The organism is Lactobacillus xujianguonis (assembly GCF_004009905.1).
GTDB lineage: Bacteria > Bacillota > Bacilli > Lactobacillales > Lactobacillaceae > Lactobacillus > Lactobacillus xujianguonis.
Genome location: NZ_ML136903.1, coordinates 1 through 16,369 on the forward strand (window position 1 = coordinate 1; position 16,369 = coordinate 16,369).

18 protein-coding genes, 2 pseudogenes and 1 other annotated feature are annotated in these 16,369 nt (G+C 36.6%); of the genes and pseudogenes, 14 read left to right on the forward strand and 6 right to left on the reverse strand.

What is annotated here, in order from left to right; translation table 11 throughout:
* Positions 1 to 212: 212 nt before the first annotated feature.
* The 5 genes from EJK17_RS09915 to EJK17_RS09935 all read right to left on the reverse strand — a co-directional run bounded on the left by EJK17_RS09915 (position 213) and on the right by EJK17_RS09935 (position 5,761).
* Entirely contained in the window at positions 213 to 1,916 is a 1,704-nt protein-coding gene (locus tag EJK17_RS09915) for an adenine deaminase C-terminal domain-containing protein (RefSeq protein ID WP_103662511.1), read from the reverse strand.
* 93 nt (positions 1,917 to 2,009) lie between these two features.
* Positions 2,010 to 3,071: an ABC transporter substrate-binding protein gene (locus EJK17_RS09920; protein ID WP_103662512.1), complete on the reverse strand. Its 1,062-nt coding sequence runs from the start codon at positions 3,069 to 3,071 to the stop codon at positions 2,010 to 2,012.
* Positions 3,072 to 3,095: 24 nt separating this feature from the next.
* Positions 3,096 to 4,136 carry an ABC transporter ATP-binding protein gene (locus EJK17_RS09925; protein ID WP_103662513.1) on the reverse strand — a complete coding sequence of 347 codons (1,041 nt, stop codon included), beginning with the start codon at positions 4,134 to 4,136 and terminating at the stop codon, positions 3,096 to 3,098.
* Between the two features lies 1 nt (position 4,137).
* Positions 4,138 to 4,935, reverse strand: a complete 798-nt coding sequence (locus EJK17_RS09930; protein WP_097550756.1) for an ABC transporter permease — start codon at positions 4,933 to 4,935, stop codon at positions 4,138 to 4,140.
* On the reverse strand, positions 4,928 to 5,761 hold the full coding sequence (locus EJK17_RS09935; protein WP_103662514.1) for an ABC transporter permease: 834 nt from the start codon (positions 5,759 to 5,761) through the stop codon (positions 4,928 to 4,930). The genes EJK17_RS09930 and EJK17_RS09935 overlap by 8 nt, the downstream gene beginning before the upstream one ends.
* Before the next feature lie 203 nt (positions 5,762 to 5,964).
* On the opposite strand from EJK17_RS09935, the pseudogene EJK17_RS09940 reads away from it, so the two are divergent.
* The 14 genes and pseudogenes from EJK17_RS09940 to EJK17_RS10005 all read left to right on the forward strand — a co-directional run bounded on the left by EJK17_RS09940 (position 5,965) and on the right by EJK17_RS10005 (position 16,083).
* Positions 5,965 to 6,850 (forward strand): annotated as a pseudogene (locus EJK17_RS09940) (nucleoside hydrolase).
* Between the two features lie 63 nt (positions 6,851 to 6,913).
* Positions 6,914 to 7,026 (forward strand) — a sequence feature (ribosomal protein L20 leader region).
* Positions 7,027 to 7,066: 40 nt separating this feature from the next.
* Entirely contained in the window at positions 7,067 to 7,585 is a 519-nt protein-coding gene (gene infC / locus EJK17_RS09945) for a translation initiation factor IF-3 (protein ID WP_201738277.1), read from the forward strand.
* A gap of 21 nt (positions 7,586 to 7,606) precedes the next feature.
* A complete protein-coding gene (gene rpmI / locus EJK17_RS09950; RefSeq protein ID WP_103662516.1) occupies positions 7,607 to 7,807 on the forward strand; it encodes a 50S ribosomal protein L35 in 201 nt (66 codons plus the stop codon).
* A 46-nt stretch (positions 7,808 to 7,853) separates the two neighbouring features.
* Positions 7,854 to 8,210: a 50S ribosomal protein L20 gene (gene rplT / locus EJK17_RS09955; RefSeq protein WP_103662517.1), complete on the forward strand. Its 357-nt coding sequence runs from the start codon at positions 7,854 to 7,856 to the stop codon at positions 8,208 to 8,210.
* Positions 8,211 to 8,338: 128 nt separating this feature from the next.
* A complete protein-coding gene (locus tag EJK17_RS09960; RefSeq protein ID WP_103662518.1) occupies positions 8,339 to 8,863 on the forward strand; it encodes a YqeG family HAD IIIA-type phosphatase in 525 nt (174 codons plus the stop codon).
* Positions 8,856 to 9,965, forward strand: coding sequence for a ribosome biogenesis GTPase YqeH (gene yqeH, locus EJK17_RS09965; protein ID WP_103662519.1), 1,110 nt, complete (start codon positions 8,856 to 8,858; stop codon positions 9,963 to 9,965). The genes EJK17_RS09960 and yqeH overlap by 8 nt, the downstream gene beginning before the upstream one ends.
* 9 nt (positions 9,966 to 9,974) lie before the next feature.
* The gene (locus tag EJK17_RS09970; protein WP_103662520.1) at positions 9,975 to 10,613 is read left to right on the forward strand and encodes a nicotinate-nucleotide adenylyltransferase; all 639 of its coding nucleotides are present in this window, start codon (positions 9,975 to 9,977) and stop codon (positions 10,611 to 10,613) included.
* Positions 10,606 to 11,205 (forward strand): bis(5'-nucleosyl)-tetraphosphatase (symmetrical) YqeK, encoded by a 600-nt coding sequence (gene yqeK, locus EJK17_RS09975; RefSeq protein ID WP_127796397.1) that lies wholly within the window; start codon positions 10,606 to 10,608, stop codon positions 11,203 to 11,205. Before EJK17_RS09970 ends, yqeK begins: the two co-directional genes overlap by 8 nt.
* A gap of 11 nt (positions 11,206 to 11,216) precedes the next feature.
* Complete coding sequence (gene rsfS / locus EJK17_RS09980; RefSeq protein ID WP_103662522.1) at positions 11,217 to 11,579, forward strand: ribosome silencing factor; 363 nt, start codon at positions 11,217 to 11,219, stop codon at positions 11,577 to 11,579.
* Positions 11,580 to 11,585: 6 nt separating this feature from the next.
* On the forward strand, positions 11,586 to 12,737 hold the full coding sequence (locus EJK17_RS09985) for a nucleotidyltransferase (protein WP_103662523.1): 1,152 nt from the start codon (positions 11,586 to 11,588) through the stop codon (positions 12,735 to 12,737).
* A 1-nt stretch (position 12,738) separates the two neighbouring features.
* Positions 12,739 to 13,299 (forward strand): DUF177 domain-containing protein, encoded by a 561-nt coding sequence (locus EJK17_RS09990; RefSeq protein ID WP_103662524.1) that lies wholly within the window; start codon positions 12,739 to 12,741, stop codon positions 13,297 to 13,299.
* A 181-nt stretch (positions 13,300 to 13,480) separates the two neighbouring features.
* Positions 13,481 to 14,197 (forward strand): response regulator transcription factor, encoded by a 717-nt coding sequence (locus EJK17_RS09995; RefSeq protein ID WP_103662525.1) that lies wholly within the window; start codon positions 13,481 to 13,483, stop codon positions 14,195 to 14,197.
* The gene (locus tag EJK17_RS10000; RefSeq protein ID WP_103662526.1) at positions 14,175 to 15,773 is read left to right on the forward strand and encodes a HAMP domain-containing sensor histidine kinase; all 1,599 of its coding nucleotides are present in this window, start codon (positions 14,175 to 14,177) and stop codon (positions 15,771 to 15,773) included. Before EJK17_RS09995 ends, EJK17_RS10000 begins: the two co-directional genes overlap by 23 nt.
* A gap of 40 nt (positions 15,774 to 15,813) precedes the next feature.
* Positions 15,814 to 16,083 (forward strand): LPXTG cell wall anchor domain-containing protein, encoded by a 270-nt coding sequence (locus tag EJK17_RS10005; protein ID WP_103662527.1) that lies wholly within the window; start codon positions 15,814 to 15,816, stop codon positions 16,081 to 16,083.
* A gap of 105 nt (positions 16,084 to 16,188) precedes the next feature.
* On the opposite strand, the pseudogene EJK17_RS11650 reads toward EJK17_RS10005, so the two are convergent.
* Positions 16,189 to 16,369, reverse strand: a pseudogene (locus tag EJK17_RS11650) (IS3 family transposase); the annotation flags it as partial.

The window sequence follows — 16,369 nt, forward strand, 5'->3', positions numbered from 1 at the left end:
TTAGTAAATGAAGAAATTAAAGCTTTAGTGTCCTTTTCATCATCAATTTGCGGTATACTTTTCATTGCGTAAGATCTCCTTTAACTTTGGTTTGGACACTTAAAGTATAACGCAGGAAGATCTTGCGCTTTTATTTTTGGACGAAAAAAGCCAGAAGCCACGCTAAGTTAGCATGATTTCTAGCTTTCAACTTTCAGATAAATAATAATTAATTATTTTTCAAATAGAGGTACTTTTTTTTGTGATTTAACTTCAAAAAGACCTTTATCAGAAATTTTTAAGTTAGGAGAAACTAGTAAGGATAAGGTAGAAAAGGACATAATTTCATTTGTATTCTTATATCCTAGTTCTACGAGATTCTTACGTACGTTACCAATTTGTTCTCCTAAGATTTTCATCGGCTGATTGCTAACTACTCCCCCAATTGGGAGAGGAGCATTGGCTACGATTTCTTTTCCTTTTGCAACCATATACCCACCATTTTGGTTGATCAATTGGTGTTGAATATTAATCATACCATCTATGTTTGTTCCCATTACCATCAAATTATGGTGATCATGAGCCCAAGTTGCACCAACAGCACCATCACCAGTAATACCACGATCAGCTAGTCCAAAGCTAAATTTACTTTGATTTAAGCCATATCGTTCTTGAACAATAATTAAAGCTAAATTTGCACTTTTCCAATCAACAATTTGATTATGTACAGTTAGCTTTTTTTGAACGTGATTTGTGAAAGTACCGACAGGATTTATTTGGATAATATTTGCTGTAACTGAGCCATTGTCAACAAGATTTGTCTTGAGTAATAAATCTTGTTTAGTTAATTTATGAGCTGTGACACTATTAGTAAGACTCTTAGGTGAAAATTCATCTTTAGAATCATTTTTGACGATTCCTTTTTCAGATATTCCGTTTTTATAGACGTCAACGATTGAAAGTTCTTTTAAATTATCTAAAATGGAAAAATCGGCGACTCTTCCTGGTGCAATTGCGCCACGATCACATAATCCCATATGTCTTGCAGGAGTATAAGTGGAAATGTAAATAGCGTCTTCTGGTTTCATTCCCATTTTAATTGCTTTTTTAACCAGTAAATTTAAGTGACCATTTAATAAAGTGTCAGGCATTGAATCGTCGGTAACTAAAGCTACATGTTCAAAGTAGTTATTATCAATAATAGTGTTAATGACATCTGGATGCATAGATTTTAATTGAACTTCAACAAACATCCCATTTCTTATCTTTTCATTAACTAAGTCTCCGGTTTGCTGAGTATGATCAGTAGTAACCCCAGCATATAGAATTTTAGCTAAATCTTCATCATGATAAGCTGGTGTGTGTCCCTCAATAGGCATAGTAGGTTTAGTCTGATGACAAGTATTAATTATTTTCTTGATTAAAGTATCCTTATCAGAAGTCATATCTTTAAAATTCATAACTTCACCCAAACAAATAAAACGTGGATCTTTAAGTAATTCTTTTACTTCAGTTACACCAATTTTGCCACCAGTTGTTTCCATTTGAGGATTGGTAGAAGGGACGGAAGATGGAATACCAAAGAAAATATCAATTGGTGAATCTTCATTAATAAACTCTTTTAATCCTCTTATTCCAGCAACATTAGTGACTTCATGATCATCGGCAACAATAGTAGTTGTGCCATATTTAAGAATGGTTTCACCCATTATTTTAGGTGTGGTCATTGAACTATCAATATGCATATGAGCGTCTACAAAACCGGGAATTAAATATTTACCTTGCAGATCTATGATTTTTTTTGCCTTTAGATTAGGTAATTCTTTATTAATCCAATAGAATTTACCATTTTTAATACTTACTTGAGTGTCTAAAAATTTGCGTAAATATACATTAAAAACGTGTGCATTTTTGATAATTAAATCTACTTCGGTCATTTTAAGATCCTTCATAAAATATAAGGAGCTGAATTACATAATTCAGCTCCAAAATTACTTTTTCCCAGACACGTATTTTGGGATAGGTGTCAATTATTTATTCATAATCTTATTCCATCTTGAAATCCAGTTAGACATATGTGAATTTACAAAGAAAAAGTTAATTGTCTTTGCTCTCTTGGCAACTGAACCATAAGTTTTGTTCGCTGCTTCTGTAGGAGTTAATTTAACCTGAGTGTTTACAGGTGCATTGTTCAAAGAGTTAAGACCGGCTACTTTCTTTTGTATTTTATTACTTAATCTAAAATTGATGTATTTGTATGCAGCTGATGAATTTTTACTATTCTTTAAAATGGCAACGTTGTCATAGTTGGCATATGTACCAGACTTAGGAACCATATATTTTAAGTTGGAATTAGATGCTTGAAGCATACCAACAGCATAGTCACCAACTACGGCAGCTTCAATTTCACCAGATTTAAACATATTACTTAAATCTGAGCTTTGAGTATAGGTTTTGACAACATTAGGTTTTAATTCCTTCATAGCGTTAAATGCTGCTTTTCCGTTGTCTTTAGTTACACTTGTGCCTGCAAAGTCACCAGCTACGTATAACATTGCAGGGCCAAAAGTTGTTGTCATATCAGGTATGGCAATCTTATTTTTTAGTTTAGTTGACCACAAATCCTTCCAAGAATTGATCGTAACCTTTTTAGGATTGTAAATAATGCCTAGACTATTTACAGTATAAGGGACTGTATTAGTTTCTTTAGCTAGTTTTTGTTCTGATTTCGATAAATATTTGAAATTAGAAATTTTAGAGAAATCTAGCTTTTTAAATAAATTCTTTTTATCACCAGTAACGGCATTGTTTTGAGCCAGTTCAATTACATCAACGCCTGTGTTGGGGTTGTGCTCAATTTGAGTAAGTCTTGTTGCACTATCACCAAATTGAATTTTTACTTTAACTGATGATTGTTTGGCAAAAGGATTTAAAACATCACTCCGCATCTGTTTAGTAGATAGTCCAAAAGTGGAAACAGTTAGATTACCTCCATTAGAAGATGAGTTTGATGAGCAGGCAGTTACGCCAAGTGTAACTGAGCCAATTAATAGAAAACTTGCAGCTAATAAACCAATCTTTTTAAAATTCATTTTTATTCCTTTCTTTATAATTGGTTATCTAGACAACGGATGGAGATGCTTGGAGGGTAAATAAAGCTGAACTTTATCTCCTGAGCTACGCATCGGTTTCCTAGCCTCTTCAACAGTGAAGATTCCGAGGCTGGTACTTACTTTATATTTAAAGCTCTGACCTAAATATTCAAGACTAGTAATTGTTCCGCCAATTAAATTATTAGACGGATCTTCTTGAGGATTAATTAAAATATTTTCGGGTCTAATAGTTAGCACTTTGGCGTCAACGTTGTTTTCGTCAGTTAAGAAAATATTGGCGTTACTTTTAATTTGGTGATCATTAATAATTTCATCAACATTGATAAAATTGTCATAACCAATAAATTTAGCAACATATTCTGAGCTAGGGTGATGAAAGATGTTTTCAGGGGTATCATATTGATCAATTCTGCCATCTTTCATAATTAATACCTTATCTGAAATAGCGAAACATTCTCTTTGATCATGAGTTACAAAAAGAACTGTCATCTTTAGCTTTTGTTGTAATTCTCTGATTTCGCTTCGCATTTTAATTCTTAATTTGGCATCTAAATTACTTAATGGTTCATCCATAAGCAGTAATTGTGGATTGATTACCAAGGCACGTGCGAGAGAAACTCTTTGCTGTTGACCACCAGATAATTCTTTAGGATAACGAGAAGCCAATTCCGATAAACCTGTTATTTTTAAAATTTTATTGACTCTTTTTTGAATATCATTTTTAGACAGCTTTTTCATTTTTAATCCAAAAGCTACATTATTAAAAACAGTCATATGTGGAAATAAAGCATAACTTTGAAAAACCATTCCGAAGTTTCTTTTATAAACAGGAACTTTTCCAACATCTTTATTATCAACTAAGACTTTTCCTTCTGTTGCTGGGATTAACCCTGCTATAATTCTCAAAGTGGTTGTTTTACCACAACCTGAAGGTCCCAAAATGGACACTAAATCACCATTTTTTACGGAAAATGAAATATCTTTTAATATTTTAGTTTTACCGTTATATGATTTTGCTAAATCTTTTACCTCTAAATTTGCCAATTTAATTGCTCCTATCAGTAAGTTTATTTAATCCAACTATTTTTTCAGTTAAAAACATAATTAATGCAGTGAAGATCATTAGAACTACAGATATAGCAGAAACTGTTGGATCATAGTTGTTTTGCAAGTAGTTTAAGATTGCTGGTGGTAGCATTGTAATCGATGGTCCATTCATAAATAACGAAATTGGAATATTATTAAATGAATTAATAAAGCACATCATAAAGGCTGCTACAATACTTGCTTTAATGTTAGGTAAAACAATTAGAAAGAATCCTTTTTGTGGAGAACATCCACAAACCCAGGCTGCTTCTTCAATATTTTTATCCATCAGTAACATACTTGCTGTAACTAGTCTTATTACATAAGGTAAACATAATAAAAAGTGACCAATGATTAAACTAGGCATAACGGGTAATCTAAAAGAAATAACTGCCGTTTGATATAAAGCAAAACCAATTACAATTTCTGGAATTAAGGTAGGACTTAAGAAAAAGGATTGAAACCAAGATTTATGAATAATATTAAATCTAGTTAAAGCATAAACTGCGGGGATGCCAATTATTAATGCTAGTAAACTGGCAATAATGGCAACAAGCAAACTTGATTCAAAGCCACTAATAAAATCTGGTTGCTGAAAAATATTTGCATACCAAGATAAAGTAAAACCTTTAATTGGTAACGAAATTGAATCCTGATTATTAAATGAAGTAAGAATTACTAAAAGTAAGGGAAACATCAATAATATTAGGATAATAATCGAAATAATTGTCAATGTCTTGTTTTTACGATTAAGCATTACTATCCGATCTCCTGTCCAAAGTATGACTTGCTTTTCTCATTAATATCATTGATGAGGTAGAAATAAGAATTAAAATTATTGCAATAACACTTGCGTTTTTCCAATTACCTAATGTCATAGCTTGTTGATATATTAAAGTAGACATTACTAAATTTTTATTACCTCCCAAAATTTGTGGGGTAGTATACGCTGTCATCGCACCGGCAAAAACCAAAATACATCCTGTTAGAATTCCTGATACTAATTGTGGTATTACAATTTTTATTAAGTTAATCCACGGATTTGCGCCTAAAACAGCAGCAGCTTCTTCTGCTTCAATATTTAACTCAGAAACGCTACCAACTAAAGAAATAATCATAATTGGAAGAAATAAATAAACTGAACCGATGATGATTGCTGTATCAGTATAAAGTATGTTTAACGGCGAGTTGATTAAATGAAGAGACATTAGAAATTTATTTAGAATTCCATTACGACCTAAAATAATGATCCATGCAAAGTTTCTGACAACTGCATTCGTTAACATTGGAAAAAGAATGAGAATTGTTAAGATAGATTTTATTTTGCTTTTTTGACGAGCAATCCATAGTGAAATTGGAATTCCAAGAATTAAAACAATAAGTGTAGTAATTAAAGCAATTTTAAATGTTCTACCGATAACATGGAGATTGTACGTGTTTTCCAAGAACTTTGTATACAGATCTAAAAATCCTTTAGGGGTTTGAAATGTCGGTATAGCAATTTGAATTAGTGGAAAGAAAGCGAAGATTAGTACACTAATAAATGCTGGAAATAATAACCAAAACCCAGACCTAGTTTTCATATTGTTCGTGTTCCTCCTTGTCTTGAACTTAGAATACTTGAAAAATAATAATAAGTCAACATGAAATACAAATAAAAGCAGCACTAAGACTAAATATTGTGAACATATTGGCATGCTTATAAACTGAAATAGAATTATTTATATAATTTCTTTATAAAACACGAACTTTATTAAAAAGTGAGGCATATAATGAAAAAACGGATATTATTAGTACAGATCCAGGAATAGATGATGCAATTGCTTTATCAATATGTCTTTTTTCGCTTTCAATTGAAGTTAAAAGTATTATTGCAACTAATGGTAATGTTAGTGCACAGCAAGCTTTGATAAATATATTAAAACTGGAGAATTTTTTTGATAAAGATATTCCTGTAATAAAGGAAATAAATCGGCCGTTAATAAACCAGCCAATTAGGGCTAAAGAAATTCGCGGTAAGTCAGGAATGGACGGGTATAATTTTGAATTGATAGATCATGAAATATCTCCGGTTGCAATTCATAAGATAGTTGATAATTCATCTGAAAAAGTAACTCTTATTGGAATCGCACCACTTACTGATTATGCTCTCTATATCCGTTTATATCCGGACGATATTACCAAGATTAAAGAATTAATTATGGGTGGAGCAATAGGCAGAGGTAATTATGGGATTTATTCTGAATTTAATATTGCATCCGATCCTGAAGCTGCAAAAATTATTTTTGAGAGTGGATTAAAAATTAAAGTTGCTCCTTTAGAATTGGGAGCACAAGCATAAAATTATGCCTGAAATAAGTAATCAGATACGTCAGTTAGGCAAAGCAGGAGATATGTTTTACAGGTTATTTAAGAAATTTCGAGGCGGTAGTTTTGATACTAGCCTTAAGATTTATGACGCACTTGCTGCAGGTATACTTTTAAATCTACAAATTTTTCAGTTTAAAAAGACTCATGTAGAAATTGATACTCGAAGTGGATGTACATATGGTGCTTCATTAATGGATTTCAAAAATAAGTTAAATCTTCCAGATAATGCAGAAATTGCTGTATCCGTAAATTCAGACCTTTTTTCAAAATGGTTTGTAGAAGCTTTGTCGAAAACAAAATAAAAATAATTAATTGTCGATAAATAATTGACGGTCAAGACTTAAACGAGTATACTACTACTAGTTGAGAACAAGAAGAAGCTCCCGCTTCTCGCCTAAGTTAAATTAACCTCTAGGCTGATCGATAATTTCTGTTGATTAAAGGCGGGCGTTACTTATCCCCGCCTTTTTCTTGTCCTCAAATTAACACGGAGGTGAAGAGTCATACCAAGGAATTTAATCTTAAACGAAAGAATTCGTGCTCGCGAAGTTCGTTTAATTGATGCAGATGGACAGCAAGTTGGTGTAGTAAGCAAGAGCGAAGCTTTGCATAAAGCTAGTGAAGCTGATCTTGACTTAGTCTTAATTTCACCAAATGCTAAGCCACCAGTTGCCCGGATCATGGATTACGGTAAATATCGCTTCCAGCAACAAAAGAAGCTGAAAGAATCCCGTAAGAAGTCTAAGACAATTAGTGTCAAAGAAATCCGCTTAAGTCCTACGATTGAAGGCAACGACTTTGATACTAAGTTGAAACATGTCCGCAAATTCTTAACTAAAGAAGGCGCTAAGGTTAGAGTTTCAATTCGTTTTAGAGGTCGAGCAATCACTCATAATGAATTAGGTAAACAAGTGCTTGAAAAGATGGCTGAAGCTACATCTGATATTGCTAGTGTAATTAGCAAGCCTAAGATGGAAGGCCGTTCAATGTTCTTGATGCTTGCACCTAAGAGTGAAAAGGATAAAAAGAAAAACTAGTTAATTGGAGGAAATAATAAAATGCCAAAAATGAGAACACACCGCGCTTCTGCTAAGCGTTTTAAGAGAACTGCTAATGGTGGTTTGAAGCGTCATCACGCATTTACTGGTCACCGTTTCCACGGTAAGACTAAGAAGCAACGTCGTCATTTGAGAAAAGCTGCTATGGTTTCAAGTAGCGATATGAAGCGCATCAAACAGATGGTTTCTCAAATGCGTTAATCATCAACTGCACAACGATTAAGAACGATTTAGGAGGAATTTTCTGATGCCAAGAGTTAAAGGTGGAACTGTAACACGTAAACGTCGTAAGAAGGTTATGAAGCTTGCCAAGGGTTACCGTGGCGCAAAGCATATGCAATTTAAGGCAGCAAGCACTCAATTGTTTGTTTCCTACAAGTACGCATTCCGTGACCGTAGAAAGCGTAAGAGCGAATTTAGAAGATTATGGATCGCTCGTATCAACGCAGCAGCTAGACAAAATGACATTTCTTACTCTAAGTTAATGCACGGCTTGAAGGTTGCCGGTGTTGACATGAACCGTAAGATGTTAGCTGACATTGCTTACAACGATGAAGCAACTTTTGCTAAGTTAGCTGAAACTGCTAAGAAAGCTTTAAACTAAGAGCTTAAGAAAAAGCACATAACTCAAGTTGAGTTATGTGCTTTTTTTCTACCATTCTTTGCGCTAAAATTTCTAAACTAGCTTAATTTTTGATAAGATAGATAATGACAAAAATTGAGGAGTTTGATATGCTGTTTAGACCCAAATACACAATCGATACGATCTATCATTTAGACACTGATCAACTGCACAAGATGGATATTAAGGCAGTTTTTTCAGATTTGGATAATACCTTACTTGCTTGGAACAAATTCGAAACTGCCCAGGAAATGGACAAGTTGAATCAGCGCTTAAAGAAGGCGGGTATTCGCTTAGTTGTTATTTCCAACAATAACGCGCAAAGAGTCGGCAAGGTGCTGGATCCTTATGGGATTAGTTTTGTGGCTAAATCAAAAAAGCCACTACCTTTTGCCATTACTAAAGAACGCGAAAAGTTAGGCTTAAAAAAGAACCAAGTCATGATGGTTGGCGACCAACTAATTACTGACATGCAAGCGGGCAATTTAGCTGGGGTAGAGACGGTGTTAGTTAAACCTTTGGTTGAAACTGATAAATGGAATACCCGCATTAATCGTTTCTTTGAAAAGATTATCTTTTTCTTTTTGGGACTATCACACCGCGTAACTTTTAAGGAGAACTTGAAAAATGGATGATGAAATTATCTGCATTGGCTGTGGTGCAAAACTGCAGTCCGATGATCCAAAAGCTGCTGGTTATTTGCCAGCCAGCGCTTTAGCTAAAGCAGAAAGTGAAGAAAATACGGATGTCTATTGTCAAAGATGTTTTCGCTTGCGGCACTACAATGAAATTATGCCAGTGGACTTAAACAACGATGACTTCTTGGCATTACTTAATACTCTAGCTAGCAAAAAGGCTTTAATTGTTAACGTTGTTGACTTGTTCGACTTTTCAAATTCACTGTTGTCCTCACTTAAGCGTTTTGTCGGTGACAATGAATTTATTTTAGTTGGTAACAAGTTTGATCTCTTTCCTAAGAATTCCCGTCAAAGCAAAATTAAGGATTGGATGCGCCAGGAAGCTAACCGGATGGGTTTACATCCTAAGAAGATTTTCCTCGTCAGTGCTGCGCGGCAGAAGAATTTGGATGACTTGATTGCCTACTTAGACAAGGCCTCAAAGAACCGCGATATTTATTTCGTAGGGATGACCAATGTTGGGAAATCAACCTTGATCAATGCCATTATTGATAAGATGGGTGATATTCAAGACTTGATTACCACTTCGCGTTTCCCAGGAACTACTTTGGACCGCATTGAAATTCCGCTTGAGAATGGCCATTACTTGATTGATACCCCAGGGATCATGACTGAAAATCAATTAGCAACGCGCCTTAGTCCTAAAGATCTTGAGATAGTTTCACCTAAAAAGCCCCTTAAGCCAGCAACTTTCCAATTGTTACCTGGCAATACCATCTTTTTAGGTGGTTTAGGGCGAATTGATTATCTGAAGGGTGAATCCGTTTCTTTCACGGTTTATGCAGCGCGCGGCGTAACCTTACACCGGACTAAAACTGCCAATGCGGATGAGTTTTACCAAAAGCATGTAGGTGAATTGTTAACGCCACCTGTTGATACGCAAGACTTAGCTCCCCTTAAGGGGCAAGAATTCCGGACAACTTATAAGAGTGACCTGCTCTTTGGTGGGATTGGTTTTATTACTGTGCCTAAGGGTTGTGTTGTTAAGACTTATACCCCTGACCAGATTGGTTTAGGAATTCGTCGTGCTTTAATTTAGAGGTTAATTATGACTAGTGCTAAATGTATTGAAAAAAAACCGGTCACTAAGGTTGATCCGGTTGCAATTGATGAAAAAAAGGGTCGTCAAATTGGGATTATGGGTGGAACCTTTAATCCAGTTCACTTAGCTCACTTGGTTGCCGCTGAGCAAGCAATGACTAAGTTGCGCTTAGATGAAGTTTGGTTTATTCCAGATAATATTCCCCCTCACAAAGATGCACCATTAACTTCAGCCAAGGATCGGGCTACGATGCTTGACTTAGCAACGCGGAATAATCCGAAGTTCAGAGTGAAATTATTGGAGTTATTCCGCGGTGGTGTCTCATATACAGTTGATACTTTGCGCTATTTGAAGAAAAAAGCACCAGAAAATAATTACTACTTAATCATGGGTAGTGATCAGGTTAATAGTTTCCATACTTGGAAAGAAGCACCAGAGTTGGCAAAGATGGCAACCTTAGTCGGTATTCGTCGTCCAGGTTATCCACAGGATCCACAATATCCAATGATCTGGGTTGATGCACCGGATATTCGTTTGAGTTCTACCTACATTCGTCGATCCGTTGCTACAGGAACTTCGATTCGTTACTTGGTTCCTGATGCCGTCAGAGAATATATTGAAGAAAAGGGGCTTTATCGTGACTAAGTTGTTTTTTAAAGAAACTTATTCACCATTATCTAGTGATGAAATAATTGCTAAGGAAAAGGCTAATATGGATGACAAACGCTTCCAGCACTGCGTGCGGGTGAGTGAAACTTCCAGAAAATTAGCCCGGCTCAATGATTATGACGAAGATAAGGCAGCTTTAGCTGGCTTTATGCATGACTATGCTAAGCAAGTACCAGTTGAGGAATACCGTGAAGTTATTAAGACCCAAGGCTTTGATCCGGATTTATTAAATTGGAATCGCGCCATTTGGCATGGCATCGTTGGAACTTATTTTATCAAGCGTGATTTAAAGATCACTGATCCTGAAATCTTACAAGCAGTCTGGCGGCATACTACGGCTGACGTGGAAATGACCACCTTAGATAAGATTGTTTTCATGGCTGATTTTATTGAACCAGGCCGTGATTTTCCAGGTGTTGACGAAGCGCGCAAAATTACTTTTGCTAACCTGGATGAAGGAGTGGGCTATCAATTAGCACATACCTTAGAATTTTTAATTGAACAAAGAAATAAAATTTACCCCCGCACTTTAGCTGCTTACAATGTTTGGAGTATTAATCAGAAATAAGGAGAAAAAATTTGAACAATACTGAATTATCAAGTCAAGCTATTTTAGATTTTGTTGCTAAAGCAATTAGCGACCGTCATGGTGAAGATACTGAAGCTTATGATATGCGTGGTATCAGCATTTTAGCTGATTATTATGTCATCACTAGTGCTGGTTCTAACCGGCAATTACATGCCATTGCCAATGCAATTGTTGATGAAGCGCACAAGAATGAATACACTAATTACCGAATCGAAGGAACCAGAGATTCTAACTGGTTATTAATTGACTTAGGTGATGTGGTAGCTAACATCTTTACTGCTGATGCTCGTGATTTCTACAATTTGGAAAAATTATGGGCTAACGGTAAACGGGTCGAACTTAAGGAAGATTAGTTAATCATGAGTGTAGTTGGGATTATTGCGGAATACAATCCCTTCCATAGTGGTCATGAATTCCTGCTTAATCAAGCACGGCTAGTTGCGGGCAAAGATCCAATTATTGTTTTAATGTCAGGTAACTACGTTCAGCGTGGAGAAATTGCCATCATGGACAAGTGGTCGCGAGCAAAAGCTGCCTTGAAGTCAGGCGCTGACTTAGTTTTAGAAGTGCCATTTTCAACAACCGTTGAACCAGCTGACCTCTTTGCCTTGGGTAATATCGAAGCTTTAAAAAAGCTTGGTGCTGAGACCTTAGTTTTCGGTGTGGAAGATGCGAATTTGAATTTTGCCTATCTAGGTAAAAAAATTGCGGAGATTCCGCCGAATCATATGGACTTTCGCGATTACAGTCAAACATATTCCACCCAATATAACCAGATGGTAGCTAATGAAGTCGGCTATGAAGTTAATCAGCCTAATGCTATCTTAGGTTTGGCTTATGCGGTTGCTAACCATAATTTAGGCTCACCATTAAGCTTGCATCCGATTAACCGCATTGGTGCCGGACATGATGATCTTTTAAACCGTAACGGCATGGTGCAGAGTGCGAGTGCAATTAGAAATCTCTTGCAGCATGGTGAAAATAAGGCTCAATTAAAAGCGTGGCTGCCAAAAGAAGAAGCGGCTGCATTAGCTAAGCAAGAATTGTATCCAAGTTGGAATACCCTTTTCCCATTTCTAAAATATCGGCTAGAATCTGAATCAATTACAGATTTGCGCCAGATTTATCAAATGAGTGAAGGCCTTGAATACAAGATGAAGCAAGAGATTCATCAGGCACGGGACTTTGCGGAGTTTTTACAACATGTCAAGTCTAAGCGCTATACTTATTCACGTTTGCGCCGCTTGAGCTTGTATGCACTCTTAAATGTCACTCAAGAAGATATGTTAGCAAGTTTTAATCATGAATCCCTAACCGTGCTCGGCTTTAGTAAAACGGGCCGTCAATATCTTAAAGACCACCGGAAAGATTTTGCAATTGAATTAGTTTCAAAAGTTGATAAACGCAATTCTAAACAAGGATCCCTTGGCCTGCAAGTCAGAGTGGATCGCTTGTTTGAGCAAATAATGCACGTTGACCAGAACTTTGGTCAACGGCCAATCGAGGTATAAAATGCTTACAGTTAACTTTTCAAGAGTAAAAACTAGCGCTGCACCGCTAGTTCATATTGAACGAGAAATAGAAATGCGGCCAGAATTTTTTGATCGGGCTAAGAAGTTGGTGTTCAAGGCTGATCATGTAATGGTAGTCGGTGACTTGTTCTACGATGAGCCTTACGTTACTGGCAACTTCCGGGTCACAGCAGACTTAGTTGTGCCTTCTAGTCGGAGTTTGAAGCCAGTAGACTATCATGAAGAATTTTCTTTTACTGAGAATTATACGCAGAATAAGCCAAGTAAAGAAGAATTAGATGAAAATCCTGATCCAATTGTCTTGGTTAAAGATGATGTGATCGATTTGCAAACAGCAGTCGAAGATAATATCTTGCTTAACATTCCTACGACGATTTTAACGAAGGAAGAAAAAGAACAAGATATTTATCCTGAAGGTAAAGATTGGGAAGTCGTTTCTGAAGCTAGCTTTAAAGAGGGCAAGAAGAACCAAATCAATCCTGCTTTTGCTAAATTAAAGATTTTGTTAGATCAAAAGAATGATGATTCTGACAAGAAGTAACTAAAAGTCCGAGAGAGATCTCGAACTTTTAATTTTGCGCAGCTTTTGCTTGTTTTTGTGGCTTTTTTAAAGTATCCTTTAATTATGAAACATTTATGAATGTTTATCTGTATTTTTCAACCAGATAGAAATTAGATGTATGTTAAGAGATTAATTTTAATGGACAGGATTTGGAAAAAAGATGGCAAAAATTCTAATTATTGAAGATGAAAAAAACTTAGCTCGCTTTGTAGAATTGGAATTACAACACGAGAATTACGAAACTGTAGTAGAAAATAATGGCCGTAAGGGACTCGAAGATGCCTTAAACGGTGATTTTGACGCAATTTTGCTTGATTTAATGTTGCCAGACTTAAATGGTCTTGAAATCGCTCGCCGGGTTCGTCAAGCTAAGACAACTCCAATTATCATGATGACTGCACGGGACTCTGTCATTGACCGGGTATCAGGCTTAGACCACGGTGCAGATGATTACATCGTTAAGCCATTCGCAATTGAAGAATTATTAGCTAGATTACGCGCAGTCTTACGCCGGGTTAAGATTGAAAAGGATGCTCAAAGCGTTACTGTCGCTAAGCAACAAATCGTGAAGTTCAAGGACTTAACCATTGAAACTGCTAACCGGATTGTTCACCGCGGGGATGGTAAGGCCATTGACTTGACTAAGCGTGAATATAACTTGCTGATGACTTTAATTAGAAACAAGAATAACGTAGTTAGCCGCGATCAATTACTTAACAAGATCTGGGGTCCAGAATCTAACATCGAAACTAATGTAGTTGAAGTTTATGTTCGTTACTTGCGGAATAAAATTGACGTTCCTGGACGTCCTTCTTACATTAAGACCGTTCGTGGTACCGGTTATATGGTAAGAGATGAAGATGATGACCGCGCATAAAAAAGAAAAGAAGAAAGAGACCAAGTCATCTAAGCGTGCATCCTTAATTGTACGTTGGGTGAGCGTCGTTAGTTTAACGATTGCGGTCTCTTTTATCCTATTTTCAGTAATTATTTATTCAACTGTAAGTCAGCAGGCCCTTTCGCAGCAAGAGGCAAGTTCGAACCGGGTAATTGTGACTTTGGACCGACAATTAAGTCCGATTCCAGATGAATTGCAGATTGCTAATGTTATTCCGGCTCTGTCACCAAGTACGCGGCGCGTCTTGAATGGTGGACCAAGCATTAAGAGTGAAGATGACGCTAATACGGCTTTTAGTGATGACCTAATTTCGTCAATTTCTAATCCAGATATTAGTGTGGCTGTGTATAACCGCCATAATGAAGTAGTCTTTAGCAATGGCAAATTAACGCCGAAGTTTAAGCGCTTTTCTGGAGAAAGAAAGATGCAGAAGGTGATGACACCAACGGGGGCGCAATTGTTCATTTATTCGCGGCTGGTTTCTCGGAAGACGAACCGGACTACTGGTTATATCGTCGTTCAAAATGCGATGACTTCCTATAATCATTTGATGCATAACTTGCTCAGATGGATGATTGGCATTTCCTTGGTAGCGATTCTGCTCTTCACATTGATTGCTTATATCATTGTGCGAGATGTAGTTAATCCAATTAAGGAAATTTCCAAGGTGGCCCGGCAGGTTAATGATGATCCTAACAGTACAGCTCGGATCAAGGAATTACACCGTAATGATGAGCTAGAAGAATTGGCAACGAGTTTCAACAAGATGCTGGATCGAATGCAAAGTTATATCGATCAGCAAAAGCAGTTTGTGAGTGATGTCTCGCATGAATTGCGGACGCCAGTTGCTGTGATTGAAGGGCACCTCAATATGTTGGAACGTTGGGGTAAAGATGATCCAGAGATTTTGGATGAATCAATCAACGCCTCAGTGCAAGAAGCTGACCGGATGAAGCATTTGATTCAGGAAATGCTCGATTTAACGCGGGCAGAGCAGATCGATGTGCTGTATCCAAATAAGGTGACAAACGTTACTGCCTTGCTGCGCCGAGTAACCAGTGATATGGCGATGGTGCATCCAGATTTCAATATTCAGTTAGAGATTGATGATTTGCCTGAAGATACAGAGATTCAGATCTACCAAGGTCACTTAGAGCAGATTCTCGTGATTTTAATTGATAACGGGATTAAGTATTCAACTGACCAGAAGCAAATTAATGTCTCAGCTGGGGTTACGCAGGATGATGTTCATATTATCGTGCAGGACTTCGGTGAAGGGATTTCTGAACAAGATCAAAAGAAGATCTTTAACCGCTTCTACCGCGTTGATAAGGCACGGACGCGTGAAAAAGGTGGTAATGGTTTAGGCTTAGCGATTGCGCAAAAATTAGTCACTAGCTATCATGGTGAAATTAGCGTGGATTCAGTTCTGGGCCAGGGAAGTCAATTTAAGATTAGCTTTCCAGTTTTATCACCTGACAAAGCTAAGAAGTTAAAAGAAATTGAAGCTGAAAAGTATAAAAATGATGTGCCGGACGGCATTTTAAAACCATAAAGATGAACCAGTAACTCCAGCTCGTCATCATAAGAAGCATGTGGCTAAGAAGACTCCGGCTCCAGCACCAGCTAAGCCAGCTCCACAGGGTTGGAACAATAATGTGGCTCCACACGGTCAGAACTTATCAGATGGCTATTCAATTAGACCAGACGGTGAAGTTGTTGATCCTAACGGCAATATCCATTACACTTTGCCACAAACTGGTCAAAACGAAGATACTAGCTTAGCAGCTGCCATTTTAGGTGGTTCTAGCGTATCCTTAGCCTTGATCGGTCTTGCAGGTGCTAAGAAGCGTAAGAGATATTAAGCAAAACTAAATAGAGAACAATAAAAGTCAAATGCTTGATGATACATTCCCTGTCAAGTAGACAGTAGAATTACATAAAGTTTTTAGTCCTCAGTTGATTATTAATCAGCTGAGGATTTTTTTAGCTTCTTTAATTTTCTTGTCGTGTATCTTTTGCCAGTATCTTTTAATTCGATGATTTGGTGCAATAGGGCAACTCTTAATATTGCCTTTGAGTGCCTCTCTTCGCATTTCTCCAGCTGTTAGCCCATTAAAACCTTTCTGTGGATCTTCATTAATGTAATAG